21 protein-coding genes, 1 tRNA gene and 1 pseudogene are annotated in these 23,649 nt (G+C 65.6%); 9 read left to right on the forward strand and 14 right to left on the reverse strand.

All coding sequences use genetic code 11. The features are described 5' to 3' along the window. Positions 1-2: 2 nt before the first annotated feature. Positions 3-1,937, forward strand: a complete 1,935-nt coding sequence (locus tag VGT77_RS00075; protein ID WP_327458339.1) for a putative bifunctional diguanylate cyclase/phosphodiesterase — start codon at positions 3-5, stop codon at positions 1,935-1,937. Here the strand turns inward: VGT77_RS00075 and VGT77_RS00080 are convergent. Continuing rightward, positions 1,934-3,460: a winged helix-turn-helix domain-containing protein gene (locus tag VGT77_RS00080; protein ID WP_327458341.1), complete on the reverse strand. Its 1,527-nt coding sequence runs from the start codon at positions 3,458-3,460 to the stop codon at positions 1,934-1,936. The genes VGT77_RS00075 and VGT77_RS00080 overlap by 4 nt on opposite strands. 618 nt (positions 3,461-4,078) lie before the next feature. On the opposite strand from VGT77_RS00080, the pseudogene VGT77_RS15550 reads away from it, so the two are divergent. From VGT77_RS15550 to nusG, 4 genes and pseudogenes are all read left to right on the forward strand, one after another. Further along, positions 4,079-4,180 (forward strand): annotated as a pseudogene (locus VGT77_RS15550) (PEPxxWA-CTERM sorting domain-containing protein); the annotation flags it as partial. Between the two features lie 70 nt (positions 4,181-4,250). Then, positions 4,251-4,326, forward strand: a tRNA-Trp gene (locus tag VGT77_RS00090). A gap of 300 nt (positions 4,327-4,626) precedes the next feature. Continuing rightward, a complete protein-coding gene (secE, locus tag VGT77_RS00095; RefSeq protein WP_327458345.1) occupies positions 4,627-4,827 on the forward strand; it encodes a preprotein translocase subunit SecE in 201 nt (66 codons plus the stop codon). 17 nt (positions 4,828-4,844) lie between these two features. After that, complete coding sequence (nusG, locus tag VGT77_RS00100; RefSeq protein ID WP_171131858.1) at positions 4,845-5,384, forward strand: transcription termination/antitermination protein NusG; 540 nt, start codon at positions 4,845-4,847, stop codon at positions 5,382-5,384. A 92-nt stretch (positions 5,385-5,476) separates the two neighbouring features. On the opposite strand, the gene rplA is transcribed toward nusG, so the two are convergent. The 5 genes from rplA to VGT77_RS00125 form a co-directional block, all read right to left on the reverse strand. After that, a complete protein-coding gene (gene rplA / locus VGT77_RS00105; RefSeq protein WP_327458351.1) occupies positions 5,477-6,169 on the reverse strand; it encodes a 50S ribosomal protein L1 in 693 nt (230 codons plus the stop codon). Positions 6,170-6,172: 3 nt separating this feature from the next. Continuing rightward, positions 6,173-6,604, reverse strand: coding sequence for a 50S ribosomal protein L11 (gene rplK, locus VGT77_RS00110; RefSeq protein ID WP_327458353.1), 432 nt, complete (start codon positions 6,602-6,604; stop codon positions 6,173-6,175). A gap of 153 nt (positions 6,605-6,757) precedes the next feature. Beyond that, positions 6,758-7,366, reverse strand: a complete 609-nt coding sequence (locus tag VGT77_RS00115; RefSeq protein ID WP_327458355.1) for a L,D-transpeptidase family protein — start codon at positions 7,364-7,366, stop codon at positions 6,758-6,760. Continuing rightward, on the reverse strand, positions 7,359-8,075 hold the full coding sequence (locus VGT77_RS00120) for a PEPxxWA-CTERM sorting domain-containing protein (protein WP_327458357.1): 717 nt from the start codon (positions 8,073-8,075) through the stop codon (positions 7,359-7,361). Before VGT77_RS00120 ends, VGT77_RS00115 begins: the two co-directional genes overlap by 8 nt. 141 nt (positions 8,076-8,216) lie before the next feature. Beyond that, entirely contained in the window at positions 8,217-9,230 is a 1,014-nt protein-coding gene (locus tag VGT77_RS00125; RefSeq protein ID WP_327458359.1) for a heme-binding protein, read from the reverse strand. Positions 9,231-9,540: 310 nt separating this feature from the next. Between VGT77_RS00125 and rplJ the strand changes: the two genes are divergently transcribed. Both rplJ and rplL read left to right on the forward strand, forming a co-directional pair. Then, the gene (gene rplJ / locus VGT77_RS00130) at positions 9,541-10,056 is read left to right on the forward strand and encodes a 50S ribosomal protein L10 (RefSeq protein ID WP_327458361.1); all 516 of its coding nucleotides are present in this window, start codon (positions 9,541-9,543) and stop codon (positions 10,054-10,056) included. A gap of 90 nt (positions 10,057-10,146) precedes the next feature. Further along, entirely contained in the window at positions 10,147-10,527 is a 381-nt protein-coding gene (rplL, locus tag VGT77_RS00135) for a 50S ribosomal protein L7/L12 (protein WP_327458363.1), read from the forward strand. Positions 10,528-10,677: 150 nt separating this feature from the next. Here the strand turns inward: rplL and VGT77_RS00140 are convergent, their stop codons facing one another. Together VGT77_RS00140 and VGT77_RS00145 are read right to left on the reverse strand one after the other, a co-directional pair. Continuing rightward, positions 10,678-12,000: a PEPxxWA-CTERM sorting domain-containing protein gene (locus tag VGT77_RS00140; protein WP_327458365.1), complete on the reverse strand. Its 1,323-nt coding sequence runs from the start codon at positions 11,998-12,000 to the stop codon at positions 10,678-10,680. A 136-nt stretch (positions 12,001-12,136) separates the two neighbouring features. After that, positions 12,137-14,203 (reverse strand): hypothetical protein, encoded by a 2,067-nt coding sequence (locus tag VGT77_RS00145; protein WP_327458367.1) that lies wholly within the window; start codon positions 14,201-14,203, stop codon positions 12,137-12,139. A gap of 98 nt (positions 14,204-14,301) precedes the next feature. Here VGT77_RS00145 and thrB point away from each other — a divergent pair, with 98 nt between their 5' ends. Both thrB and rnhA read left to right on the forward strand, forming a co-directional pair. After that, on the forward strand, positions 14,302-15,231 hold the full coding sequence (gene thrB, locus VGT77_RS00150) for a homoserine kinase (protein ID WP_327458369.1): 930 nt from the start codon (positions 14,302-14,304) through the stop codon (positions 15,229-15,231). Further along, complete coding sequence (gene rnhA / locus VGT77_RS00155) at positions 15,228-15,674, forward strand: ribonuclease HI (RefSeq protein WP_327458371.1); 447 nt, start codon at positions 15,228-15,230, stop codon at positions 15,672-15,674. The genes thrB and rnhA overlap by 4 nt, the downstream gene beginning before the upstream one ends. A gap of 153 nt (positions 15,675-15,827) precedes the next feature. On the opposite strand, the gene VGT77_RS00160 is transcribed toward rnhA, so the two are convergent. The 6 genes from VGT77_RS00160 to VGT77_RS00185 form a co-directional block, all read right to left on the reverse strand. Next, on the reverse strand, positions 15,828-17,804 hold the full coding sequence (locus VGT77_RS00160; RefSeq protein WP_327458373.1) for a TniQ family protein: 1,977 nt from the start codon (positions 17,802-17,804) through the stop codon (positions 15,828-15,830). After that, positions 17,801-18,904 carry an AAA family ATPase gene (locus VGT77_RS00165; RefSeq protein WP_327458375.1) on the reverse strand — a complete coding sequence of 368 codons (1,104 nt, stop codon included), beginning with the start codon at positions 18,902-18,904 and terminating at the stop codon, positions 17,801-17,803. Before VGT77_RS00165 ends, VGT77_RS00160 begins: the two co-directional genes overlap by 4 nt. Then, positions 18,901-21,051: a hypothetical protein gene (locus VGT77_RS00170; protein ID WP_327458377.1), complete on the reverse strand. Its 2,151-nt coding sequence runs from the start codon at positions 21,049-21,051 to the stop codon at positions 18,901-18,903. The genes VGT77_RS00165 and VGT77_RS00170 overlap by 4 nt, the downstream gene beginning before the upstream one ends. Beyond that, entirely contained in the window at positions 21,048-21,791 is a 744-nt protein-coding gene (locus VGT77_RS00175; protein ID WP_327458379.1) for a TnsA endonuclease N-terminal domain-containing protein, read from the reverse strand. The genes VGT77_RS00170 and VGT77_RS00175 overlap by 4 nt, the downstream gene beginning before the upstream one ends. Before the next feature lie 181 nt (positions 21,792-21,972). After that, positions 21,973-22,737, reverse strand: coding sequence for a hypothetical protein (locus VGT77_RS00180; RefSeq protein ID WP_327458381.1), 765 nt, complete (start codon positions 22,735-22,737; stop codon positions 21,973-21,975). A 98-nt stretch (positions 22,738-22,835) separates the two neighbouring features. Then, positions 22,836-23,543 carry a hypothetical protein gene (locus tag VGT77_RS00185; protein WP_327458383.1) on the reverse strand — a complete coding sequence of 236 codons (708 nt, stop codon included), beginning with the start codon at positions 23,541-23,543 and terminating at the stop codon, positions 22,836-22,838. Between the last annotated feature and the right edge of the window lie 106 nt (positions 23,544-23,649).

Below are 23,649 nucleotides of genomic sequence, written 5' to 3' on the forward strand. Positions count from 1 at the left end.
CTATGACCGTGCGCTCTTCGCCCGCCACCCTGTCGACCGCCTCCGGCGTCGCCGGCTATGTGCTGCTCGCTTCCGCCGTGCCGCTGGTCGCGATCGGCTGGATGCTGTTCAGCGGCGCGGCGGGCATGGGCTCGGCCCTGGTGGTACTGGCGGCGACGCTCGCCGTCGATGCCGTGTTGATCCATCGCTGTCTGCAGCGGGCGCGGCAACATGGCGGCGAGACGGGCTTTGCGGCGCTGCCGATCGCAAGCGCCACGCCGGCGAGTTTCGGCGAAGACCATCACGCCGCCGACTGGAGCTGGCAGATCGACGCCTCGCGCAACCTGACCGGCGTGTCGGCGCGGCTCGCCCACGCCTTTCGCCAGGATCCAGGCGCGCTCGAGGGCAAATCCTTTCTCCAGCTGCTCGCGGGCGATGCCTGGGTCAGCGGAAATTTCGCGGCGGCGCTCCGTACCTTGTCCGAGAAGATCAAGGCCCGTGAGGCGTTCGAGGAACTGATCCTGCCTGTCGAGATAGGCGGCGAGACCTTGTGGTGGGAGCTGTCGGGCGCGCCGCACATGGATAATCGCGGCGCTTTCGCGGGCTTTCGCGGCACTGGTGTCGATGTCACTGCCGAGCGGCATTCGGCCGACAAGATCAACCGCATGGCGCGGTTTGACACGCTGACCGGCCTGCCCAACCGGCTCCACATGGCGGAATCGCTCGCCGAGGCGCTGATCGAGGCGGAGAAGTGGCGCAGCCGCTGCGCTTTCCTGATCATCGATCTCGATCGCTTCAAAGGCGTCAACGACACGCTCGGCCACGCCGTCGGCGACCGCCTCCTCGCCCGGGTCGGCGAGCGGCTGGCATCGCTGATGAGCGACAAGGAGCTTTGCGGCCGTTTGGGCGGCGACGAGTTCGGCGTAGTGCTGAAGGACGGCTCCGATCAATCACGGATCGAGCGGCTGGCGCACCGCATCATCGACGAGCTGTCCCAGCCCTACGACATCGACAATCACAGCCTTTATGTGGGGGCCAGCGTCGGCGCCGCGATAGGGCCGCGCGACGGCAACACCGCCGAGATGCTGATGCGCTCGGCCGACCTCGCCCTCTACCGCGCCAAGGACATGGGCGGCGGCGCGCTCCACGCCTACGAGCCGCAGCTGCACGTCGATGCGGAAGAGCGGCGGGTGATGGAGATCGCGCTGCGCCGCGCACTCGCCAATAAGGAGCTGCAGCTCAACTACCAGCCGGTCGTCTCCGCCGACACGGGCACGATCGAGGGTTTCGAGGCGCTGATGCGGTGGCAGAACCCGCAACTGGGCAATGTGCCGCCGAACAAGTTCATCCCGCTCGCTGAAAAGGCGCGGCTGATCGGGCCGATCGGCGAATGGGCGCTTACCACCGCGTGCAAGGAAGCGATGACTTGGCCGTCGACCGTCCGCGTCGCCGTCAACATCTCCGCCGAACAGCTGCACAACCGCAACTTCGCTCAGTCGGTCGCGGCGGCGCTGCAGCAGAGCGGCCTGCCGCCGCACCGGCTGGAGCTCGAAGTCACCGAAAGCGTGTTCATGACCGAAGCGCCGCACGCGATCGCCGTGCTGCGCGACGTGCTGGCGCTGGGCGTCAAGCTGTCGCTCGACGATTTCGGCACCGGCTATTCGTCGCTTGGCTATCTGAGCCGCACAAAGTTTTCGACGATCAAGATCGACCGCAGCTTCGTGGTCGGCGCCGCCCGCAAGGCGCCTGAGAGCATCGCCATTGTCCGTGCGGTGGTGGCGCTCGCCGACAGCCTGGGCATGAGCACCACGGCCGAGGGCGTCGAGACCGAAGACGAACTGGCGATGATCCGTGAGCTCGGCTGCCGCAAGGTCCAGGGCTATCTCTATGGCCGTCCGATGAGCGCGGCGGATGCGCGCGGCCTGTTCTCGGCCGGCGCGAAGGCGGCAGCGGCCTAGGCGAGATAGTCGGGCGTGACCCGCGCCTGGCGCCAATAGCTTGCCAGGCCCACATCCTCGACCGGCCGGGCGAAGCGCGGGTCGGACCGCATGCCGGCGGCAGGCGGGATGAACAGCATGATCGTGTTGCGCCGTCGCTGATCTCGGAAGGGCAGGCCCTGCTCCCGCCAGCGGACGCTCGCCATTAGCGGACCCCGTTCGAGCAGATAGGCTTCGGAAACGGCAAAGGCGCGATCAATCTCACCCAGGCCGGTCAGGAGCGTCACGGCATTGGTGGCGGCATGGGAGGCATGCTCGACGGACCCGACCAGCATGCGGCTCGCCGCCTCCACATCGGCGGGGCGACGGCTGGCGAGCGCCTCCGCAGCGGCGCGGACGGCCGCGATCAGCGGCGGCGGCATCCCCGGATTGGCCGCGAGACTGTTCAGCTGGTCGAGCGCCCGCTCGGGCCGTCCGGTCAACGCATAGGTGTAGAAGCGCGCCATGTAGATGCCGGGATGCCTGGGCCAGAGCTGGAGCGCCCGGTCGGCGGCGCGGTCCATCTCCGGCAACCGCCCCAGCAGCCACAGGGCGAAGATCAGCTTGAACTGGTAGGTGGCGTGGAGCGGGTCTTTCGCGGCCATCTTGACACGGTCGCCGCATCCCTCGCGGATCCGGCCGACGGTCGTGTACATGAAGTCGATCGCGTCGCGGGTCGGCAAATGCCCTGGCTCAATCGCCAGCACGCGCTTCATGCGCTGCTCGGCCGCGTACCAGTCGCCGAAATAGGGCGGCAGCAGCGCGAGTGCGGCATGGGCGTCGGGCTGACGTGGATCGAGCGCCAACGCACGGCGCGATGCCTCCTGCACGCCGGCAACTAGCGGCGTGGCCTGGGGAGGCGGGGCGAACTCCGACCGATAATAGCGGGCAAGGGCAAGCTTGCCCCAAGCCTCGGCATGATCGGCCGCGAGCTTGACCGCCTGCTCCAGCAGGGCGGCCGCCCGTGCGTCGGTGTCCGGCATGCCGCCGCGGGCGACCTGATCCGCCTGGCCGACCAGCTCGTCCGCCCGCCGCCTTCCAGGATCGCGCAAGAGCATTGCCGCTCCGCCGGTGCCCACGACAGCCGCGGCTCCGATCAGCCAGTGCCGGCGCGAAAGCTGTTGCCTCTGCTCGGAAGCGCGGACGAGCGCATCCTTCTCCAGCGCCACGTCATTGTCGGCCGGGAGCAGGCGATAGCCGACTTTGTGCACCGTCTTGATTGTGAAGCTGCCGGCCGCAGCGCCTTTACTCAATCGGCGCAGCCGCTGGATGGTGCGGCTGATCGCGTCCTCGCTGACGGCGCGGCCTTTCCAGCAGCGTTCGACCAGCGCGTTCCGGGTGACGATCTCGCCCTTTGCCTTGGCAAGAACGACGAGCACCTGCATCACGCGCGGCTCGATCACCTCGGTCCCGCCGGGGCCGATCACTTCGCGCGTGCCCGGACGAATCTCGACCGACCCGATCCGGAAGCTTCCGACCTCGACCAGCGACGCTACCGACGCCATTCCCCTGTCCGCTCCTCCGAAATCGGAAAATCATCGGATTTGAGTCCTGTTTATCACGGGTCGCGGCCGAGATCATCCGCTCGGGAAGCACGACGGCTTCCTTGAACAAGGGGTGACAAGAAAATGCGTGCGATCTCCGTAACCTTGGCCGCCGCGATTATCGCGGCAAGTGCAGGCGCGGCGCCGGCCGCCACCATCACTTTCTCCGGCAGCCGCACCAATGTGGATTCTCCGGGGCCGGCCGCACCGCGCTGCGGCTCCCGAAACACGGCGAACATCCGGCCGAGCGCCAACTCCACGTCCGTCGGCACGTCCAATCTCGGCGCGTTCACGCCCATTCTCAGCCACTGCATCCAGCTGCCGCTCGGTGCTTCGACGCCGTTCGACCTGGGCGAGTTCAGCTTCGATTTCGGCGGCGGCCATGTGCTGCTCGGCACCTATTCGGGCGTCGTGACCTTCGCCTCGCCCGGCGTGTTCAACATCAACCAGACCCACATCGTCACGGGTGGGCTGGGCAAGTTCCTGAACGCGACGGGATCATTCGACAGCGCCGGGCAGCTCACCTTCCCCGGTGGTCGCCCGACAGTCACCCAGATGTTCAGCGGCGTCCTCCAAGCTCCGGGCATTCCCGAGCCGGCGAGCTGGGCGATGATGATCGGCGGCTTTGCGCTCGCCGGCGCCGCGATACGGCGGCGGGTGTCCGCGCCCGGCTTAGCCTGACAGAGCGGCCGCCGCGCGTGCTTGCGTGGCGGCCCTCCCCCGGCTACATCGCCCTCCGCCTCCGGCATGGAGGAGTGTAGCTCAGTTGGTAGAGCATCGGTCTCCAAAACCGAGGGCCGGGGGTTCGAGTCCCTCCACTCCTGCCAGGCCGGAGCGAGGCGAATAGCGAAGCTATCCGCTGGTGCTCCTGCGGAGCACGCGAACGGCCGGCCAGCCTGCGCCGCAGGACTGACGTCACGGGATTTGCTCCCGTGACGGCCCACGGCTCAACAGAAGAACAGGGCTTCGACAGGCTCAGCCCGAACGGGCTGGAGGTAAGCCGGCACTAGCCTCCTCTTGCCTCGCCCCCCGCTCCTTTCTATACGCCTCAACTCTCACTACATCGGTGATGCTTTCCTCGGGCGCTGGCCCGGACGGGGGCGTTCACCCGAAAGACGGACAAGACAGTGGCGAAGATCGGCAACATTCCTCAGTTCGTGCAGCAGGTGCGCGCGGAAACCGCCAAGGTGGCCTGGCCGACCAGCCGCGAGACGATGATGACCGCGGTGATGGTGATCATCATGACCACCATCCTCGGCGTCTTCTTCTTCGCGATCGACTCGGTGTTCGCCGCGATCGTCAAGTTCCTGCTCAACCTCGCTGCCTGACGGGAAGCACGAAACACATGTCACGCTGGTACATCATCCACGCCTATTCGGGGTTCGAGAACAAGGTCCGCGACGCCATCCTGTCGGAAGCGACGCGGATGGGGCTCGACCGGCTGGTCGAAAAGGTCGAGGTGCCGACCGAGACCGTCACCGAAGTGCGGCGCGGCAAGAAGGTGCAGTCGGAGCGGAAGTTCTTCCCCGGCTATGTGCTGGCCAAGCTCGAGATGAACGACGACGTCTATCACCTGGTGCGCAACACGCCCAAGGTGACGGGCTTTCTCGGCACCAACAACAAGCCGCAGCCGATCAGCGAGGCCGAGGCCGCGCGCATCCTCAGCACCAAGGAAGAGGCCGCGGCCGCCGCGCCCAAGAACAAGATCAAGGTCGATTACGAGATCGGCGACCAGGTCAAGGTGCTCGACGGTCCGTTCGCCAGCTTCAACGGCGTGGTCGAGGAACTGGATTTCGACCGCAGCCGCGTGAAGGTCAGCGTCTCGATCTTCGGCCGCGCAACGCCGGTCGAGCTCGAATTCGAGCAGGTCGAGCGGGTCAAATAAGCTCAGCCGGACTCAGCGGGGGTCGGAAAACAGCAACTACGAAAAAGGGGCCGGCTCGCACCGGCCCCTTTTCTTTACCTGCGGCAGAGAGATCAGGCCGAGGCGACTTCCGCCACGTCGACCTTGATGCCCGGGCCCATGGACGAGCTGACCGCGACCTTGCGGACGTACTTGCCCTTGGCGCCCGACGGCTTGGCGCGGACTACCGCGTCGACCAGCGCGTCGAAGTTGGCGCGCAGGTCTTCGGCAGGGAAGCTCGCCTTGCCGATGCCAGAATGGATGATGCCGGCCTTTTCGACGCGATATTCAACCTGGCCGCCCTTGGCGTCCTTGACCGCCTGAGCGACGTTCATCGTCACTGTGCCGAGCTTCGGGTTCGGCATCAGGCCCTTGGGACCAAGCACCTTACCGAGCCGGCCGACAAGGCCCATCATGTCGGGCGTGGCGATGCAGCGATCGAAATCGATCGTGCCGCCCTGGACGGTTTCCAGCAGGTCTTCCGCACCGACGATGTCGGCGCCGGCAGCGGTCGCCTCGTCGGCCTTGGCGCCCTTGGCGAACACGGCGACGCGCACGGTCTTGCCGGTGCCCTTAGGGAGCGTAACGACGCCGCGGACCATCTGGTCGGCGTGACGCGGATCGACGCCCAGGTTCAGCGCGACTTCGATCGTTTCGTCGAACTTGGCGGTGGCGTATTGCTTGGCCAGCGCGATGGCTTCGTCGACGCCGTACAGCTTCTCGCTGTCGACGGCCCAGTTTTTCTGCTTCTTGGTCAGCTTGGCCATGGTTTAGCCCTCCACCACTTCGAGGCCCATGGCACGGGCCGAACCTTCGATGATCTTCGTCGCGGCGCCGAGGTCGTTCGCGTTCAGATCCTTCATCTTGGCGTTCGCGATCTCTTCGAGTTGCGAGCGCTTGATGCGGCCGGCCACCGCCTTGCCCGGCTCCTTGGAGCCCGACTTCAGGCCCGCCGCCTTCTTCAGCAGATAGGAGGCCGGGGGCGTCTTGGTCTCGAACGAGAAGCTGCGGTCCGCATAGACGGTGATCACGGTCGGCAGCGGCGTGCCCTTTTCCTGATCGCCGGTCTGAGCGTTAAACGCCTTGCAGAACTCCATGATGTTGACGCCGCGCTGACCCAGAGCAGGGCCGATCGGCGGCGACGGATTGGCGGCGCCGGCCGGCACCTGCAGCTTGATATAGCCGGTGATTTTCTTAGCCATGTCTTACTCACTCTGTAGTGGCCGCGACGCCAAGGCGCCCCGCCCGTTTCAAGTTCAGCGGTCCAGACGACGCCCGCAAGCGTCTCCCGCAGATTCCACGGCAATGCGTTGGAAGGGCGCGCCCTTAGCGGAAAGCGCCTCTGGAGGAAAGCCTTAAACGATGATCACCGGATCGCCGACCTTGGCCAGATCGAACAGCCGGCGCGCGAACTCGCGGGGCACGCCGATACAGCCATGGGTGGCGGCACCCTGGCGCACATTGCCGGCGTGAATGGCGACGCCGTCGTGCGTGAGCCAGAGCGTGAAGGGCATCTCTGCATTGTAGCTGTTGGAGATGTGATAGGCCTTTTTGCCCAGTACCGGGTAGCGGCCAGCTGGCGTCGGCTTTTCGGGCGCCCCGTAGAGAATGACGGCGGTGCCGATTTCATGCGGGCCGCGGAAGACCGACAGGATCTGGGCATGGCGGTCGACTCGGATCCAGATCGGCCCGTCAGGAACCCCCTGCTCGCGCCAGACCGCCTGGCCATAGTCCATCGGCCCGGTGACCTTAAGGACGCTCTGCACGGCTCCCCTGTCGACTCCGGCAAGGGCGATCTCGCGGCTTGAGGAGCCGAAGATCCGGTCCGGGTCGCTCCAGCTGGCCTGGACCGCTCTGGCAGGCTGGACGGGATCAGCACCGACGCGCGAAATGGCGCCGATCAGCAAAGTGGCGAGCAATCCGCGGAAGAGCCAGGTGCCGAGCCCCGCGCCGCCTTCAGACACTGTGCGCTCCGACGAGCCTTCGTGTGCGCATGGCGGCACCGGCAGCGCCGAAGCCGAGGAGCATCATCGCCCAGGTCGCCGGCTCCGGAATGGGCGCGGTGACCACCGGCGGCGTGACCGTCGGTGGCGTTTCGGTTCCGGGCGGGGTCTCGCCGGGCGGCACAATGAGGATGGGCCCACCGCCTCCGCCGCCGCCACCGGGAAGCGACGGCACGAACACTCCGCCCGGACCGGGGCTGCCGACGAACACGCCACCCGGCGTTTCGGCAAAGGCGGACGGCGACGCCACGAAGGCCGGTGCGGCTTCCGCTGCGGGGGCACCGAGCGCTGCGGGCGCAGCAGCTGCAGCGGCGGGTGCAGCCGGAGGCTGCGACGAGGCACGGGCATCGCGGATGCGCGGCAGTGCGCGCGCGACGCGGTCGACCGCGATCCGCGGCTTGCCTTTGGTCATCGACGCCTGCGTCCGTTCACCCGGGGACCTCCCCCCTACCGCATCTACCATATCGCGCGCCGCGGCCACACCTGCATTCAGCATGCCTTCGCCGAGCGTGGCGGCCGAGCCGAGCGCGACCAGCGCGAACGCGGCGGCCAGCTTCAACCCAGAGGCGGCGCGAAATGCGCTCCGCCCCTCGACATTCGGCCTTGAAGGCAAAGCACGGCCCCCCTCGCCGCGGCGGGGCGCGGCCGGACGGTACGACCCGTAAGCCATAAGCAACACTCCCGAGGCGCTGCCGCCGATACATAGTCGGCGGCTAGTCTCTCTCGCGTTAAACCGATGAGCGCGCTGGAAGTTTCAGGAACATAACGACTTTGCGCGCCTGTTCTTCTTGGGCGTTGCTTTGCGGCCTCTTCAGGCGGTCATACCGCCTTCGTCGCTCAACCGGATCAGCACCTCGTTGCGCCGGAAGGGACCCGGAAGGAACGGTGCGTTGTAGAAGGCGTGCACCGCCTTGCCTTCGTGCGGCAGACCCTTTGTCTGCAGCCAGCTGCGGAGTTCCGCCTCCTTGGTTTCGAGCGTGGCATCGTCGGCCCGGCCGGGGAAGCGGATGGCGGCTATGCGGGCGGCGGGCTCTGCCGTCAGTTCGACACCGTCGGGCGCCGCGGGAAGCTCCGCCCGCGCCTTGCCGCGGGGCATGATGAAGCGCGTCCGCCAGCCGCCATTGCCGGAGGCATCGGCAAGGACCGGCGCCGTCATCGGCAGCTTGGCGCCCGGCCGCGACTTGGCGAAGATATAGTCTGCAAGCGTGCGGAAGCCTTCGTTCAGCGCCTGCTGCCGCTCGCCGCGCGCATGGGTGCCGGCGGTGACCAGCGACGGATATTTGCGGATCTCCACCGCGCCGTCACTTTCGATCGTCTGATAGTCTGGCTCTTCCGCGCGAGACGCCCGCCACACGAACCAGGCACCGCCGACGGCAGCCGCGGCTCCGAGGGCTGCGAGCCAGCCGACCTTCGGCGGCTCGGGAAAACTCTCGCGTTCCACCGGCGGCGGAGCGGCGGGTCTGGCCGCCGCAGGGGCGGTTGCCTTGGTCTGCGGAGCGGGAGCCGGAGTCGGAGCGGGCGTGGCTGCTGGGGTGGGTGGTGACTTGCGGGGAGCTGCGCGCCTGCGCGGCGCCGGCTTGGCGGCAGCCGCGGGTGCCGCAGCCTGTTTGGCCGGACCCTGCCTGGCCGGAGCCTTGGCCCGCGAGGCAGCCGGCTTCTTCGCCGGAGCCGCTGCCGCCTTCGGCTGCTCCTCCTTCGGAGCCTCGGCTTTCTTGGCGGGCGCTTTTGCACGAGTCGTACGCGCCGGTTTCGCGGCGGATGCCTCGCCTGCTTGCGTCTTGGTGGTGCGGCGGCGCTTGGGCTTGTCGGCGGGCGTTTCGGCCATGATCGTCCCCTTGGGATGCTGCAGGTCGTTACGGTGATAGCGTCGAACGACCCGCATGCGCCAGTCGTTCCACGGCTTGACCTTGCCCGCCGAGCCGCTATAGGCGCGCGCTTCGATCGGGGCATGCCCTGATCGTGACCGTCCGAGACAGCTGGTGAGGTTCGCCTCTTAATCTCCAGCCTAGACGGGGAAGAAAGTTTCGGGTCTGCCGCCGCTCCGCACAAGCCTGAGCCTCGGCGCCCCTGCCCATTCCCCACGGACAAGAGTGACCGGCGCACGGAGCTTTTCCGCGCGTCATGAGGAGAATGGCATGGATCGAGCTCAAAAATCAGAGCTGGTCGAAGAGCTGAACAGCACCTTGTCCACCATGGGCGTGGTGGTCGTGACCCGTTCCAAGGGCATGACCGTCAAGCAGTCCACGGACCTGCGGAACAAGATGCGTGAGGCCGGCGCCAGCTATCAGGTGGCGAAGAACCGCCTGGCCAAGATCGCGATCCAGGGAACGCCCTATGCCAGCATCGGCACGATGCTGACCGGGCCGACCGGCCTCGCTTATTCCAACGATCCCGTTGCGGCCGCCAAGGTGGCCGTCGACTTTGCGAAGACGAACGACAAGTTCGAAATCGTGGGCGGGGCGATGGGCGAGACTGCCCTGGACGTGGCGGGCGTAACCGCACTCGCTTCGCTGCCGTCGCTGGACGAACTGCGTGCCAAGATCGTGGGCCTCATCCAAGCGCCCGCGACCAAGCTCGCGACCATCGCCCAGGCGCCTGCCGCGCAGCTTGCACGGGTGTTCGCGGCCTATGCCGCCAAAGAAGACGCTTGAACAAACTTGGTGTGCTCCGGCGAGGGCCGGAGCGCTGTGACGCAAAGCTCCGGCCTTCGCCGGAGCACATGATACAACGGAGTGAACAAAATGGCAGACCTTCAGTCGCTGGTTGACCAGCTTTCGACCCTGACCGTCCTTGAGGCGGCCGACCTGTCCAAGATGCTCGAAGAGAAGTGGGGCGTCTCGGCCGCCGCTGCCGTGGCTGCTGCCCCGGCCGCCGGTGGCGCCGGCGCCGCTGCTCCAGCCGCGGAAGAGAAGACCGAGTTCGACGTGATCCTCACCGGCGACGGTGGCAAGAAGATCAACGTCATCAAGGAAGTCCGCGCGATCACCAACCTCGGCCTGACCGAGGCGAAGGCCCTGGTCGAGGGCGCGCCGAAGGCCGTCAAGGAAGGCATCGGCAAGGACGAAGCCGAGAAGATCAAGAAGCAGCTCGAGGAAGCCGGCGCGACGGTGGAACTCAAGTAAGCCGCAGCGGAGTCCGGGAGCGAACAAGCTCCCGGACTCCGCCAGGCCGGCCAGCGGCGCGTTGCGCCGACTGACGTCACGGGCTTTGCTCGTGACGGCTTGGCCGAAGAGACTAAGGGGCGGTCCGGCGACGGGCCGCCCCTTTCTCGTTCAGGCGTAAGCGACTTTCGAACTACGCCGCCGCAGCGCCGATCCAGCAAGGCCGAAGCCCGCGATCATCAGCGCCCAGCTGGCCGGTTCCGGCACAGCGTTGAAAGCGGCCTGCGACAATGCCCACCCGGCGACTGCCTGACCAGTGGCGAGCCCAATCTCATTATCGAAACGGAAATGGATACCGCCCCAAACCCTGCTGTTGGCCGCGTCGGCGGCCGCATCTGCAATCCCGGTGAAACACCGCGTGTCACCGGAGATGGTGTTGCAGAAGGCCTGGTCCTGCACGAGGCTCAGCAGGACAGCGGAAGCTGCACCCGATTGGGTCGAGTGGGTCGAGACGAAACTCGGATGGGCGGGCGTTGCGAAGAGCGCGCTCCAGCCGGCATCACCGCTCGTGCCGGCCACGCCATCATTGTCACCTTCTCGGATCGCTGTGACGGGACGCCAGAAGTTATAAGCGTATTTGGCATCGAACCCAGCGATCAGCGAGTCCGCGATCGCCGTGGACAGCTTTGCCATGACGCGCGCATTCTCCAGCGTGGACAAGCCGTCGTCGGAGATCAGATCGAGTCCAATCCTGTTCCAGGTCGTGCCGTTCGATACGTCCCAGAACAGCGCACTCGCAGTCTGGTCGGCGGTGCGCGACGCGCTGGTGAGTGAGCCAATCTCCTTAACTTCGCTATAGGCCGACAGATACTCCGCACTGTCCAGCGTCGGCGGCGCGAGCGGTCGAAACTGATTGCCCGAGTTCAGTAGGAACGGCGTGACATTGCCCCAGAAGGGAATTGCCGCCGGGGCGTTGCCCGGAGGCGTGGGGCGCCACTGGCCCGGCAAGTTACCGGGCGTATAGCTGAAGCCAGGGGGCGGCGTGGAGCCGTCATTTGCGCGAAGGGTAACCAGCGCACTGGCGTATGCGGCCCCAGTCGCGACGCCATTGGCCTTGGCCGTTCCCGGCGCAACCAGCGCGAGACTTGCCGTCAGCGCGGCCCCGTACGTCGCGGCTTGCGAACCATTCACAGCCACGAGAACGTCATGAGCAGCCTGCGATGCGGCCGCACGCACGTTGCCGCCCGGTGCGACAACCCCGACATTATAATAGTTGCCTGCGCCGTTGTAGGTGCGGTTGACGGCATCATACATGGCGGCGTTGACCATCGCGATCACCCGCGCCTGGTTGGCCGGATTGCCGCCTGCCGTCTTGATCGCAAGATCGTTCCAGAACAGCACCGGATCGCTCGCGGCAGTGATCGCAGCCTCCACCGGTGCGGTCAGGAACGTCGTCATGGCCAAGGCAAACATGCCCGATACGCGGATCTTCATTGTCCTCAACTCCCCTGATATCGACCGCCGAGCGGCCGTGAGTCGAGGAGTGGCGGATCGACGTGTCAGGGATCGTGAAACGATCGTCAGCTGATCGTTAATTCGACGCGACACCGGCTTTGATGTCGCTTCTGTCCTAAATGAAGACGCCCCTCACCGCCTTCGCTTCGCGCCGGATGTGGTCGCGCAGTTGATGGCGGAGCCGCTCGAACCGAGGGTTGCCGACCAGGCCGGCAAAGGACGGGATGTCGGCCATGTCGGGTAAAGGCGTCTTTGGCGTATAGTGCCAGCCTCTCTCTATGGCTTGTTCCAGTGCGACCAATGCTTCCTCGTGCCGCCCCTGCGCGGCCCAGACGCCGGAGGCGGCGGCTGGCAGCCAGTTGGGCACCTCGCCATGCCTCATGGCGGCGCGGACGGCCGCATCCGCCCGTGCCAGCAGCCGGTCGGCGTCCTGTGTCCGCCCGACCGCGCGCAGGGCGAGCGCGACCTGGAGCCCATCGGTCATGATCAAGCTATTGGCCGCGTTGGCGTTGTCGAGGTGAGCGAGCCGCCCGACCCTCCGGTCATACGCCTGTACGATTTCCTGAGGCCGGCCCGCCTTCAGCACCTGCCGAAGCGCTGTCAGCACCAAGGCGTCGGCACGCGAGTCACGCTCCGAGGCGATGAGCAACGGCTGCAATTCGCCCGGCCGCGGTCCTTCTCCGCTGGTGATGCGCCACATCAGCGGCGGCAATCTGAGTAACAGACGTGCGGCCTTTACCTCGCCGAGCGTCAGCAAGGCGTGGCCCAGTTTGAAATCGGCGGCGCTCGACTCGTCGAGACGGTCGCGAACGGCGAGCGTTTCGCGCACAATCCGGGCATAGTCGCCGCGCGCTGCGTCGATTGCATAGGAACACTCGAACGAACGCGCGAAGTCGGCTTCCTTCAGCCGTGCTGCATAGGCCTCGGCCTCCTGCTCGAAGCCGAACTCCCACGCCGCGAGCGCGGCGGAGCCGGATGCGCGATCCCATCGGGGGTCGGTGGCGGCTGCTCGCCTAAGCGCCTGCAGCCGGTCGGCATAGGCGCCTTCGATGCCCAGTACATTGCTCAGCCAAAACTGAATCTCGGGATCGCGAGAGTCGAGCCCGGCGGCGCGCTTGATCGCGGCCCGAGCTTCGCGCGATTCGAAGTCCAGGACCATGCCGAGTACGCCCCAGGCCTTGGTCGATCGAGGGTCGAGCTCGACCGCGCGCCGGGCCAACCGTTCGGCTTCGGCCGCGTCCTGCGCGTTCGGACCGCCCATGGCCAGGACAGTCGCCAAGCTCGCCATGGCCGGTACATAGTCCGGATCCTGCAGCAGCGCCTGCTCCAGCAGCTTTCGCGCGACGGGTAACTCCGCCAGTCTCCGTTGGTAGATGATCGTCCTCGCCGCCTCGTGCAGCTGCCGGGTCTCGCGGCTCGGTGCCGATGCGACCGCCGCCTGCGGGCGGAGCCAGAGGATGCCGCCGGCAGTCGCAGCCAAGACCAGAAAGGCGCTGGCGGCCATGGCAACGTGCCTGGGCGGGCGCGAGACCGGAACGGCGGGATGGATTGCGTCCATCCCAGGCTGAGGTCCTGGCGGGTGGCCCTTTGCGTCACGGTCGAATTCCAGCAGGCGCGCGTGAAGCGCCCGGGCGACGCGGGTCTGTCCCGAGGCGACCGCGCCGGCAGAGCCATCGGCCAGGATGGAAACCATGATTTCCCGCTGCCGCGTCCGCTCGATCTGCAGCCATTCGTCGAAACCGCCATCCACCCCATCGAGCCCGTGAAACAGGACGTCGTCTGGATCGGGGGCGGCTTCGATCAGCGCGGTGTAATCGCCAGCAATCAGGCAGCGGCGCAGCTGGTCGATATCGGTTATCGCTGCCCGGGGATCGAGCATCACCGTTTCCCGATCGATCCGCAGCATCGGCAGCTCGCCGCGGGCGAAATCCCGAAGTTCGTGCAACGTCTGGCGCAGGCTGGCGCGGGCCTGCTCGTCAGGACGCTCCGCCCACAACAGACCGGCGATGCGTTCGCGGCTGATCGCCTTGCCTGGGTGCATCGCCAGATATGCGATCAAGGCGCGGGCCTTGCGTCCCTTTGGCCGGGCGTCGCCGCCACCGGACAATTCAAGGATGGCGAACGAGCCCCAGCAACGCACCAGCCATGGCTCGGTCACGACATCGATCGAGAGTTGAGACATGGCACCATTCTCCCCTGGCATCTTACCGCATCGGGCGTTGAGGCGCGAATCGTCGCTGGAGAGCTTTCAATTTTTGCCGCGAGCGTCGATCACGCCGCATGGCCGTCTACACCCAGGTACCCACCGAAGAGCTCGCGGAACTCATCGCACGCTACGGGGTCGGCGAGCTCGTGTCGGCCAAGGGCATTGCCGAGGGAGTGGAGAACTCCAACTATCTGGTCGATACCACCGGCGGCCGCTTCATCCTGACGCTTTACGAGAAGCGGGTCGACGAAACGGACTTACCCTTCTTTCTCGCCTTGCTCGACCATCTCGCCGATAGCGCGAGTCCGGTCCCGCGCGCGCTCAAGGATCGCGACGGCGTCCAGGTGCAGCGCGTCGCCGGCCGGCCGGCGTGTCTGATCGAGTTCCTGCCGGGCGTATCCGTCGCGCGGCCGACGGCGGCACAGGCGCAGGCGGCCGGTGCGGCGCTTGGCCGGATGCACAACTCTTTGCGCGACTTCCCCTTGGGGCGGCCCAACAGCCTCGGCCCCGCCGGCTGGCACGCACTTGCAGAGCGTTGCGGGAGTCAGCTTGACCAGATCGCGCCCGGTCTGGGCAGTCGGGTGCAGGCGGAACTGAAGTGGCTGGACGCGCACTGGCCGGCTGACCTGCCACGCTCTGTGGTTCATGCCGATCTCTTCCCCGACAATGTACTGATGCTCGGCGACCGGGTGACCGGGCTGATCGACTTTTATTTCTCCTGCACCGAGGTGCGTGCCTGGGATTTGGCGGTGATGCACAGCGCCTGGGCTTTCGCGCCGGATTATGATGCGGCGGTCGGGGATGCGCTGATCGCGGGCTACGACGCCGAGCATCCGCTTCTACCGGAGGAGGTTACCGCCTTTTCCGCCCTCGCCCGCGGTGCTTGCCTCCGCTTCCTGCTCACTCGCGCCTGGGACTGGCTGAATACGCCCGCCGACGCGCTCGTCACGCGCAAGGACCCCCTCGCCTTTCTCAAGCGACTGGACCACTACGCCGCGCTGTGAACGAACTTCCCACGGTCGAAATCGCCACCGACGGCGCGTGCAAGGGCAATCCGGGTCCAGGAGGCTGGGGCGCAATCATCCGCTATGGCGAGCGGGAGAAGGAAATCTCCGGCGGCGAGCCGCTTACCACCAACAACCGGATGGAGCTGACCGCGGCGGTCGAGGCGCTGAACGCGCTTAACCGCCCCTGCCGCGTCCAGCTGTCCACCGACAGCCGCTATGTGATGGACGGCCTCACCAAATGGCTGAAGGGCTGGCAGCGCAACGGCTGGAAGACCGCCGACAAGAAGCCGGTCAAGAATGCCGACCTTTGGCAGCGCCTGATCGACGCCGCAGCGCCGCACCGGATCGAGTGGCGCTGGGTCAAGGGCCATGCCGGCCACCCGGACAATGAACGCGCCGACAAGCTCGCCAGCGAGGCCGCGCGGGCCCAGCCGCGTTAATGAAAACTAGGTCATAAGTTGTCCCGGAAACGGGCATATCTTGGCCCCGGCAGGGGCATAAGTTGGCCGGCCGCTCTCGGGTGGCCGGGACGACTTCGGGTTGCAGGACGTGCAGGATTCGCAGGCTCGAGCGTATCAGCGGACCGGGTCGCTTCAGCCGTGCAGGCGGCTGATCGCAGCATCGAGATTGGGCAGTCCACACGGACCTTCATGCCTGTGGAGCCGCGCCATGTGGTCGCGGATCGAATAGAAGTTGTAGGGCTTTTCCCGGCCTTGGGTGCGGCTGATCCGTTGCTCCACGCGTAAGCCATCCCGGCCGACATAGGTCCGGTTGACCTCGGGCGTGATGCGCTCGACCCGGCCGGGCCACAGGATGTCCAGGATCTCCTGGCACCGGCTGGTCGCGAAGAACTTGTCCTGCACGACCATCCGCTCGAACCGCTGGTCGAGAGCGCGGCGCCTGGCGGCTACGACGTCTATGTGCAGATCGCTCAGTCGCGGTTCCGGACCCGTCCTGACGGTCGCCACAACGCCGCTCAGCACGTCCAGGATGAGGTCTGTCTTGGTATAGTCCTGCTCGACGACGCGGCGTCCAGCGATCGCATAGGGTTGGAAGCCGTCAGGAATAGCATCAGGTGAGACCAACGTTGCCGCAGCCTCGATACGGCGTCGGAGCGCCTCGACCTGGGCGCGGTCGAATACGTCGCTCTCGCGCCGGAAGATGGTGCGACGATGATGGTTCACAGGCGTGAGGAGCTCTGGGTGAACCCAGGCATCGGCGATGTCGCTGCCATTCGGGTGCGACAGGTAGGCGGCCGTGGCGACCGAGGCCATGCAATCCTCGGGGCGGTATCGGTAGTCGTCGATGCGGGCGTATCGATGGCTCACTTCCTTGAAGACCGCTTCCGCGAGATCTTCACGTTCAGTCGGGCGGTCGTGAGCCTTGTCGAACTCGTCAACGACTTGGCGGTATATCCGGACTAAGGCCTCGTCGCGATGCTTGGTGATGCCTAGGCGCTTCGCGACGTGGCTCATATTTAGCGTCCGGTAGATCGCTCGAGCTGTATCGCTGTGATAGACCGGCATCTTGCGCCGGATGTTATAGCCGCGCGCCTGCAGCCACCGATCCGTCTCGGCTCGCAAGACCTGGCAGGGGCGGCCGTCCAAGCCCTTGAATGGAGTGAGGACGATGCGCCCGACCTGCGTTGCGAAGAGGTGCTTCGGCTCCTTGGAGCCGGCATCCACGTTGCGTCCTGCCACCTGCTCCAGCGTGTCGTGCCATCCCTGCGGCCATCGTCGCAGCACGGCCATCGTGGCTTCGACATGGGCGGTGCACTGTCGAAGGTCGTTGCGGCTACGGAAGCTTCCTTCCTGCCACAGGCGCGAGGGGTCGCGCGCCGGATCCTCGGAAGCCGGCGTCGTCGCGCTGACCCCTATCACTTCTGTCAGGACGATGGCATCGAAGAGCGTCATCGGCGCATCTTCCGCAAACGGCGAGAATGGCTCGGGTAGCCGCCCGGCTTTGTCGAACCAACGGGTGGGATCGGTGGCGCTGAGGCGCGGTCCGATCAGCTGGATGAGCCACTGCATCCCTGCGATCGCCAGTTCGGACGCCGGCTGTGTCGTGATCTCGCTGAAGGGTTTTCCGCACAGGCACGTGAACGGGTCGGTTCCGCGTGTAGTGTGATCGATATGACGGCCGCAGTCGCAGGCATCGACCAGCTGAGTGCTGTGCTCGATGCAGGCGGTCCATGGCTGGAGCCGCCGGACCGCCCGCAGCATCCTGCGTTCGCTCAGGCACGCTGGGCACACTCGGATGCGCTGCTTGACCAGGTGGGCCCATTTCAGCGTCGAGCCTAGGAAGGTCGTGAGGTCGGTCCTGCCGCGCGCGGATGTTGGCGTGACCAGTTCATATAGCGCCTGGATGGACAGGTTGGCGCGGTTGGCGAGCCGCTCCCATTGGGCTTGGCCGAATTGGTCAGGCCGCCGTCGTGCGTTCCCGGCCACGTCGTGGAGGAGCGCTGCGACCCTGATACCGTTCGCGTCAGCCAGCCGGGAGATGAAGCTGAACGCGCTTTCGCCGTCGATTGGCCTGACGACGAGCGGGAGAGCAAGGCTCGTCGCCGTCATCCCTTCCAGCCACGTCGCCGGGAGGGCTTCTCGCTAACCGGAAGCTGCGGTGGCGTGAATGGATTGGAGACGACCCGCCGCTCATCGCCCTGGCTTTCCTCGCTCATGAGGTGCGACTCCAGGACGCCCCGTTTCAGTTCGACGGCGGCGTGCAGATGGTGCTCATATATACGGTTCGACCCGTCCTCGATCGCCAGGTCCGCCGCCTTGGTGACGATGTGGCCGAGTTGCCGGAGCAGGCCGAAGGTCGCGATGTGAAACTTGTCGGCGAGGCCGGGCTCACCGAGCCTGCTGTCCTCGTCGAAAGGGAGTTCGTAATCGAGGTCGTTGAGGAAGGCCCTGAACTCCTCCTTCTCGGCAACGGAGCCGTATCGATAGCGATCGATCTCGACGCGATAAGGCGTGATGCTCGCGAGCTCGGCGTTCACGGTCGGGTCGACGATGTTCTTCACCTTGCGGGTGCCGATGAGGACGAAGACGATGTTCTCGTTCCGCTCGCCGTCGGGTTTGGCCGCAGTTCTCCTTTTCGACTTGGCGAAGTCCTTCACCCATTCCGCAATGCGGTTCAGACGCACAGCGCCATTGTCGGTGACAGTGTTGTGGAACTCGTCCAGCAAGGCGACCTCGACCTGCTGGCCGACCATCTGCTTCTTCGCACAGTGCGTGAGGTCGGAGACACTGGTGGCGCCCCATCCCTTGCCGTCGTCATCGTCAGCCGTATCGTCCAGGCCGAGCTGCCGCAGCATGGCCTTGGCGACGCCCTTCGGCGTGGACGAGTTCCGAACGTCGACATAGAGCACGGGCCTGACGATGCATCCCGTCTCTGGGTCGCGATACTCAGGGTTCGCGGCGAGGTAGCGCTTCGCGATCTCGGACTTTCCGACGCCTGTTTCGCCGATAATGACGACGTTCTGGGCTTCGGGGAGTATCAGGCGCTCTCTGCGGGCGGAGTCGATGGCGGCGACGACCCGCTCCTCGATGTCGCGCTTCACGAACAGCTTTCCTAGCTGCTCCCTGCGTGCTTCAGCTGGCGCCTGCGACCACGGGATTTCATCGGCTGCATCAGCGATCTCGATCGAGTCCAGTGCGTTGTTCGTCACGGCCTGTAGCCCTTCCTCGGCCGACGCGGCGCTGCCGGCTGCTCGGGCTTCTGGGTGGATGAGGCTTGGACCTGGGACTCGGCGACGGCCTCGCTGGCGTTCGTAACCAGCCTTGGGGTCACCGTCGTGGTCGCCTTGTCGTTCGATGGCACGGGAAGGCTTCGACCCGGGTGTGCCTCGCTGCCGGCGACGGTGTTGTTCGGGTCGGTGCCTGCCGGAGCGACGCGCTGCACTCCTTCCATCCTCGCGACGATCTGCCGAGCGCGCAGTCCGCCCCGCTTTGACAGCGACGTGCCACGCATGATCTCCATGAGCTCGATCTTGGCCTTCAGAAGGGCCGTCGCGTCTGTCCGCGCGTCCGCCCGGATGAACTCGCGGATCTTGCGGTGATGCCAGAGCGACAGGCCACGCGCGTAGTTGGTCCACTTGGGTGCAACGGGCACGTGGATGACACCTTCCCTGTGGGGCAGCCGGACGTGGATGGTGTCGATGCACGCCGGATCGAGGTGATACTCGAGCTTGCCGCCCTGCTTGGCCAGCGCCCGTCCGAACTGGGCGTTGCGCTGCACCTGGAGCAGTTCATCGGAGAAGTACTGCATTCCGTTGGCGTTGATGCCGTGCCGACCGGGCTTCGCCTGATCCGTTCGTCCGAACAGGTGAGCAACGTCTTCGATGTCGCCGATGCTGTCCACGGGACATTCGAGCGTCTTTTCCCGCCAGACCTTGATGGCTTGCCGACCATTGAGGCTGCGTCTCTCCTCGAACGGATAGACGTCGATGAAGAACTTGTGCAGGCCGTAGTCGAGATCGTCGGGCGTGCAGACGGCGTCCTTCATGGGATCATATCCCAGCCGCATGAGCGTGTTGTGGAAGGTCGTCCCCGCAGTGGGATGAAGGAGGCGCTCAGAGACTGTCTTGATCACCCTCTCGACCGCGCCCTTCAGCCACGGCTTCTTCCCGGCCATGATCTCGACCCGGTTGATCCCGGCGCGGACTGCGAAGCGGGCGATGTGCTCGGCTATGTTCTCCCGCGCGCGATCGAGCACCAGAACCCGCGGCACGCCGAAGGTCTCGGGCTCATTGTTGATGATCCAGCCTCGTTCCTCCTTGATGCTCGCAAGGTAGTCCTTGGGTAGGATGGCGTTCCGCAGGCACTGCATCAGGGCGAGGATGCTCGGCTTCTCGAAGGTGACGAACCAGCCCAGCACCATCCGTGTGCAGCGGTCCAGCGCCACGACCAAGGTTGGCCGGCCGATAGGAAGGCTCGTGTCCGGATCGACGACGAACAGGTCCATCACTGTGGCGTCGAGCTCCACCCGATCAAGGGGGAACTCAGGGTCCGCCTGCGCTTGGGCCGATCCGTATGCGAGAAAGGCTGCCATCTCGCCGTAGCGGGCCCGCTTGACCTGATCCTTCGGCAGCCCGTCGATCGAGGCCTGGATCGCCTCTACTCCCGGTGCTGGAAGAGCTTTCCTGCCCTCCGCCCGGCGCTTCTCGTTGAGGGCGTTCATGGCGCCAGCGACGATTTCCTTCAGTTGAAGGAGTGTGATCGGCGGCCGCTTTAGATAGTGCTCGTCGACCTTCTCTGAAATCAGCTGTCGCAGTTCTGGATCGATACGGTCTGTGTAGTTGCCCTTGTGCCGATGGCGCGGCGTCAGCTTAGCCAGCGTGGGATTGTCTCCGCCGTCGGCAACCCAGCGTCGCACGCTCTTGAGGCTGGGCTGATCCACAGCTTCGCCCTTGCGGCCGCCGCGGAGCCGCTTCCAGTGGCGCCCCTGCTCCTCGTAGACAGCGTCGATGACCACCTGCCAATCGTCGGGTGTGGCATCCTCGCGCGGCATGCCAGCTTCGCGGATAGCGAGCACATAGACCAGTTTGCGCCTGGCCTCCTCCAGGTCGTCACTCGTGGCCTTTCGCTGGCCATGAATGCGCGACCCCGTGCCCGTCGCAGGCGCACGGCCCCGTCCGTCGAAGAGGCGGACCTTGCCTTTTGCGATCTCGCGCTGAAGCTCGGCGTCGGTGAATACCATGTGTTCGAACGTCGAGGACGAGCGCCATTCGAGCCGGCGGCCCTGGCGGCGCTCGAACTTCCAGCGCTGGCTTCGATAGTCGATCCAGGCCCCTGTAACGATGTTGGCGTAGCTCATGCCGCGTCCGCCCATTGCAGATCGTCGGCTGGCCTCCGCTTAGGGAGAAGTGGCTCAGGCAGCGCGCTTCGATCCGCACGCCGAATCAGGCTTGCCGGTCCGATCGGCGCTGTAAGGTCGATGAACACCTTGCCGTTGGCGGCCAGGGACAGGACGTGCTCCGTCCTAGGCGCCTTGTCTCCCAGTTGCGTGAGATCAGCGACGACGTCGGCGACACGCCGCTCTCCGGTTCCGACGGCCTGCTCGACCGCGAACTGCTGTAGCTTGTCGTAGATTGGGCGGTGGCGGCGCCACAGCGCCTCGACATGCCGGAACCGAGGATCGTTCCGCATGTCCGTGTCGAGGGCGACGTCGTAGGACCAGCCCCGCGCCTCGATCGATCGAGCGGCGGCGGAAAGGCGGCGGCGAATGGCCTCGTCCGCATACTTCCTCGCCGTCTTCACCTCGTAGATGCGACTGGCCTCCGCCTCGATCACGGCAAAGTCTGGGAAGTGGCGACACGACTTGCCGTCCAGCTCGAAGTCGACCTTCGTGGGCTGTGCGGCGATCGCCGTGACGTTCGGGTCCATCTCAGCGAGGACCAGGAACAGCGCGAGCTCTGGTCGGGACTCCGCCCCAATGAACCCGGCAGGATGCTTGGTGGTGCGGTGCCAGCCATTGTTCACGGATGACGATCGGCTGACGACCTTTCGCAGCGGCGTCATCGAGATGTCGAGCCCAGGCCACCAGCGGAACATCATTAGACCATTCCTAGTCCAAACAGCGAATGGTCATGGACATGTGTTCTGCGGTTCAAATTGCAAATTTGCTGAATCGCACCGTCTCATGACGGGACATTACCCTTCTTTAGTGATCGAGCCGGGCGCGGGGTTGTCGCGTCGTCCTGCGCGGAGTCGCGTAAAGACGAGGTTATTTCCGGAGTTAGCGCCAGCGTCGCCTATTAAGCGCTGCGAAGGCGGCGGTGGTGTGCGGCAGTTCGCCCATTGTGGATGGATCGATGGTCTGCCCCGACGGCCAGCCTTCGCGTACATCAGGTCCACCAAGCCACAGTGCGGTGAGCTCACCCCGGCGCCTGGCAGCCGACACGACGATTTCGAGCGGATCGAGCGCCGGGATGCTGACGATCTCGCGCAGTCGCCGACCGACTATCCCTGCCATCACCGTCTCGGGAACGCTGTCGGGAAAGGATGCGACGATCCCCTGGTTCTCGATGGTGATGATGACCCTTCCTGCGAGCACCACGGTGTCGATGACCCAAGACCCGTTGAGCAGATCTCCAGCGAGATAGGGAGCGCCATTCGGAAGCTTGGCGTATCCGTCGATCTCGCGCGCCGCGAGTGATTTCTTCTCCAACAGAATGGCTGGCAGATCTGGAACGGTCGCCCACCGGTAGCGGGCCCTCGGGCCGACCCGCGCTTCATGCTCGATCCTAAGTCGCCATAGCTCGTTGAGCAGTAGCTGGGTCTCGATGCCTGCGTGGGATGTGATCGCCTCCATCAGCCGGTGTCTTGGTAGATGCCGTTCCAGAGGCGCGACGAGGTCGCCTTCCCGAAGGAGTTGCCTCTCCCGCAGGAAGGCTACCAGTTCCTGCGCATCGGCTTGGGCGTTGGCACTAGGACCGAAGTCGTAGTTGCTGAGATAGTAGGTGGCTTTGAAGCCTTTGAACGTGGTGTCGATCTCCAGCATTGTGGCGGTGCTGCGCACATCGTCGAGCTCCGGGTCGAAGCCGGCTTCCTGCTGAAGCGCTTCGATGAGCGGTCGCCATCGTGGGCAGGCTCCGTTCCTCATTGGTCATCTCCGGATGGTCGGATCAGTCCCAGACGCTGAACAGCAGCGCGAACGAGATGATCATGCACGAGAAGCTGCAGATGCAGCATATCGACGGTGAGCGTGGCCGGCGGCACGGCCTTCGGGCCGGGATGCCTCATCCTTGTCAGGCTGATGGTGCCGGTTTCGTTCCCGCGAGATCCTCGCCCCATCGTCCGACTGGCATCGCCTATTGCGGCCAGGGCATCGACCCGGAGGTGGAGGGGAGTCTGATTGCCGGTGGAACCGCCTACCCAAACCTTATCCAGATGGTCTCGATTGACCATGACAAACCTGACCGCGGTGGCTGGCGGCACATAGCTGCGCTGCAGCTGTAGGCAGAGCGCGAGCTCGAGGATGTCGACAAGGCGATAGGACCGCCGCCCTCTTCCGAGCACTCGACGATCGGTGATTAGGCCCATCTCAAGCAGGTGCTTGAGTCGTGCGTTGAAGGCAGGCGTGCCCTCGGGCTGGACGCCATGCAGTCGCATGAGCACAGTCCGCAGTGTCTGGTGCTGCACCTCCAGTCCACCTGAACGGAGCTGCTCATAGGCCTGCTCAATCGCCTTCCTCTGCTCGATCACCTCGTCGATGGCTCGATCGACGTCGTTCGCCAAAAGAGAGTCGAACGCCTCCTCGCCGAGGGCGTCCATTGCGTCGTGCATGGCGTTTTTGATCGCGCTCATTTTGGTTCTCCAGAATCTGGGCACGACAGATCGCGTCGGGCGGATTGTCCGCCGACGAGGTGCGATCGTCAGATGGTGGGGTTAGTTTCGGCTGGGCAGCCGCGGT

The organism is Sphingomonas sp. (assembly GCF_035944535.1).
Classification (GTDB): domain Bacteria; phylum Pseudomonadota; class Alphaproteobacteria; order Sphingomonadales; family Sphingomonadaceae; genus Sphingomonas_B.

Bases quoted from the DNA above. Each gene is read 5' to 3' on its own strand.
- VGT77_RS00075 (WP_327458339.1), top strand. From the start codon at position 3: ATGACCGTGCGCTCTTCGCCCGCCACCCTGTCGACCGCCTCCGGCGTC.
- VGT77_RS00080 (WP_327458341.1), bottom strand. From the start codon at position 3,460: ATGGCGTCGGTAGCGTCGCTGGTCGAGGTCGGAAGCTTCCGGATCGGG.
- nusG (WP_171131858.1), top strand. From the start codon at position 4,845: ATGTCACGCTGGTACATCATCCACGCCTATTCGGGGTTCGAGAACAAG.
- rplA (WP_327458351.1), bottom strand. From the start codon at position 6,169: ATGGCCAAGCTGACCAAGAAGCAGAAAAACTGGGCCGTCGACAGCGAG.
- rplK (WP_327458353.1), bottom strand. From the start codon at position 6,604: ATGGCTAAGAAAATCACCGGCTATATCAAGCTGCAGGTGCCGGCCGGC.
- VGT77_RS00120 (WP_327458357.1), bottom strand. From the start codon at position 8,075: ATGGCTTACGGGTCGTACCGTCCGGCCGCGCCCCGCCGCGGCGAGGGG.
- VGT77_RS00125 (WP_327458359.1), bottom strand. From the start codon at position 9,230: ATGGCCGAAACGCCCGCCGACAAGCCCAAGCGCCGCCGCACCACCAAG.
- rplJ (WP_327458361.1), top strand. From the start codon at position 9,541: ATGGATCGAGCTCAAAAATCAGAGCTGGTCGAAGAGCTGAACAGCACC.
- rplL (WP_327458363.1), top strand. From the start codon at position 10,147: ATGGCAGACCTTCAGTCGCTGGTTGACCAGCTTTCGACCCTGACCGTC.
- VGT77_RS00140 (WP_327458365.1), bottom strand. From the start codon at position 12,000: ATGAAGATCCGCGTATCGGGCATGTTTGCCTTGGCCATGACGACGTTC.
- VGT77_RS00145 (WP_327458367.1), bottom strand. From the start codon at position 14,203: ATGTCTCAACTCTCGATCGATGTCGTGACCGAGCCATGGCTGGTGCGT.
- thrB (WP_327458369.1), top strand. From the start codon at position 14,302: ATGGCCGTCTACACCCAGGTACCCACCGAAGAGCTCGCGGAACTCATC.
- VGT77_RS00160 (WP_327458373.1), bottom strand. From the start codon at position 17,804: ATGACGGCGACGAGCCTTGCTCTCCCGCTCGTCGTCAGGCCAATCGAC.
- VGT77_RS00170 (WP_327458377.1), bottom strand. From the start codon at position 21,051: ATGAGCTACGCCAACATCGTTACAGGGGCCTGGATCGACTATCGAAGC.
- VGT77_RS00175 (WP_327458379.1), bottom strand. From the start codon at position 21,791: ATGATGTTCCGCTGGTGGCCTGGGCTCGACATCTCGATGACGCCGCTG.
- VGT77_RS00180 (WP_327458381.1), bottom strand. From the start codon at position 22,737: ATGCTGGAGATCGACACCACGTTCAAAGGCTTCAAAGCCACCTACTAT.
- VGT77_RS00185 (WP_327458383.1), bottom strand. From the start codon at position 23,543: ATGAGCGCGATCAAAAACGCCATGCACGACGCAATGGACGCCCTCGGC.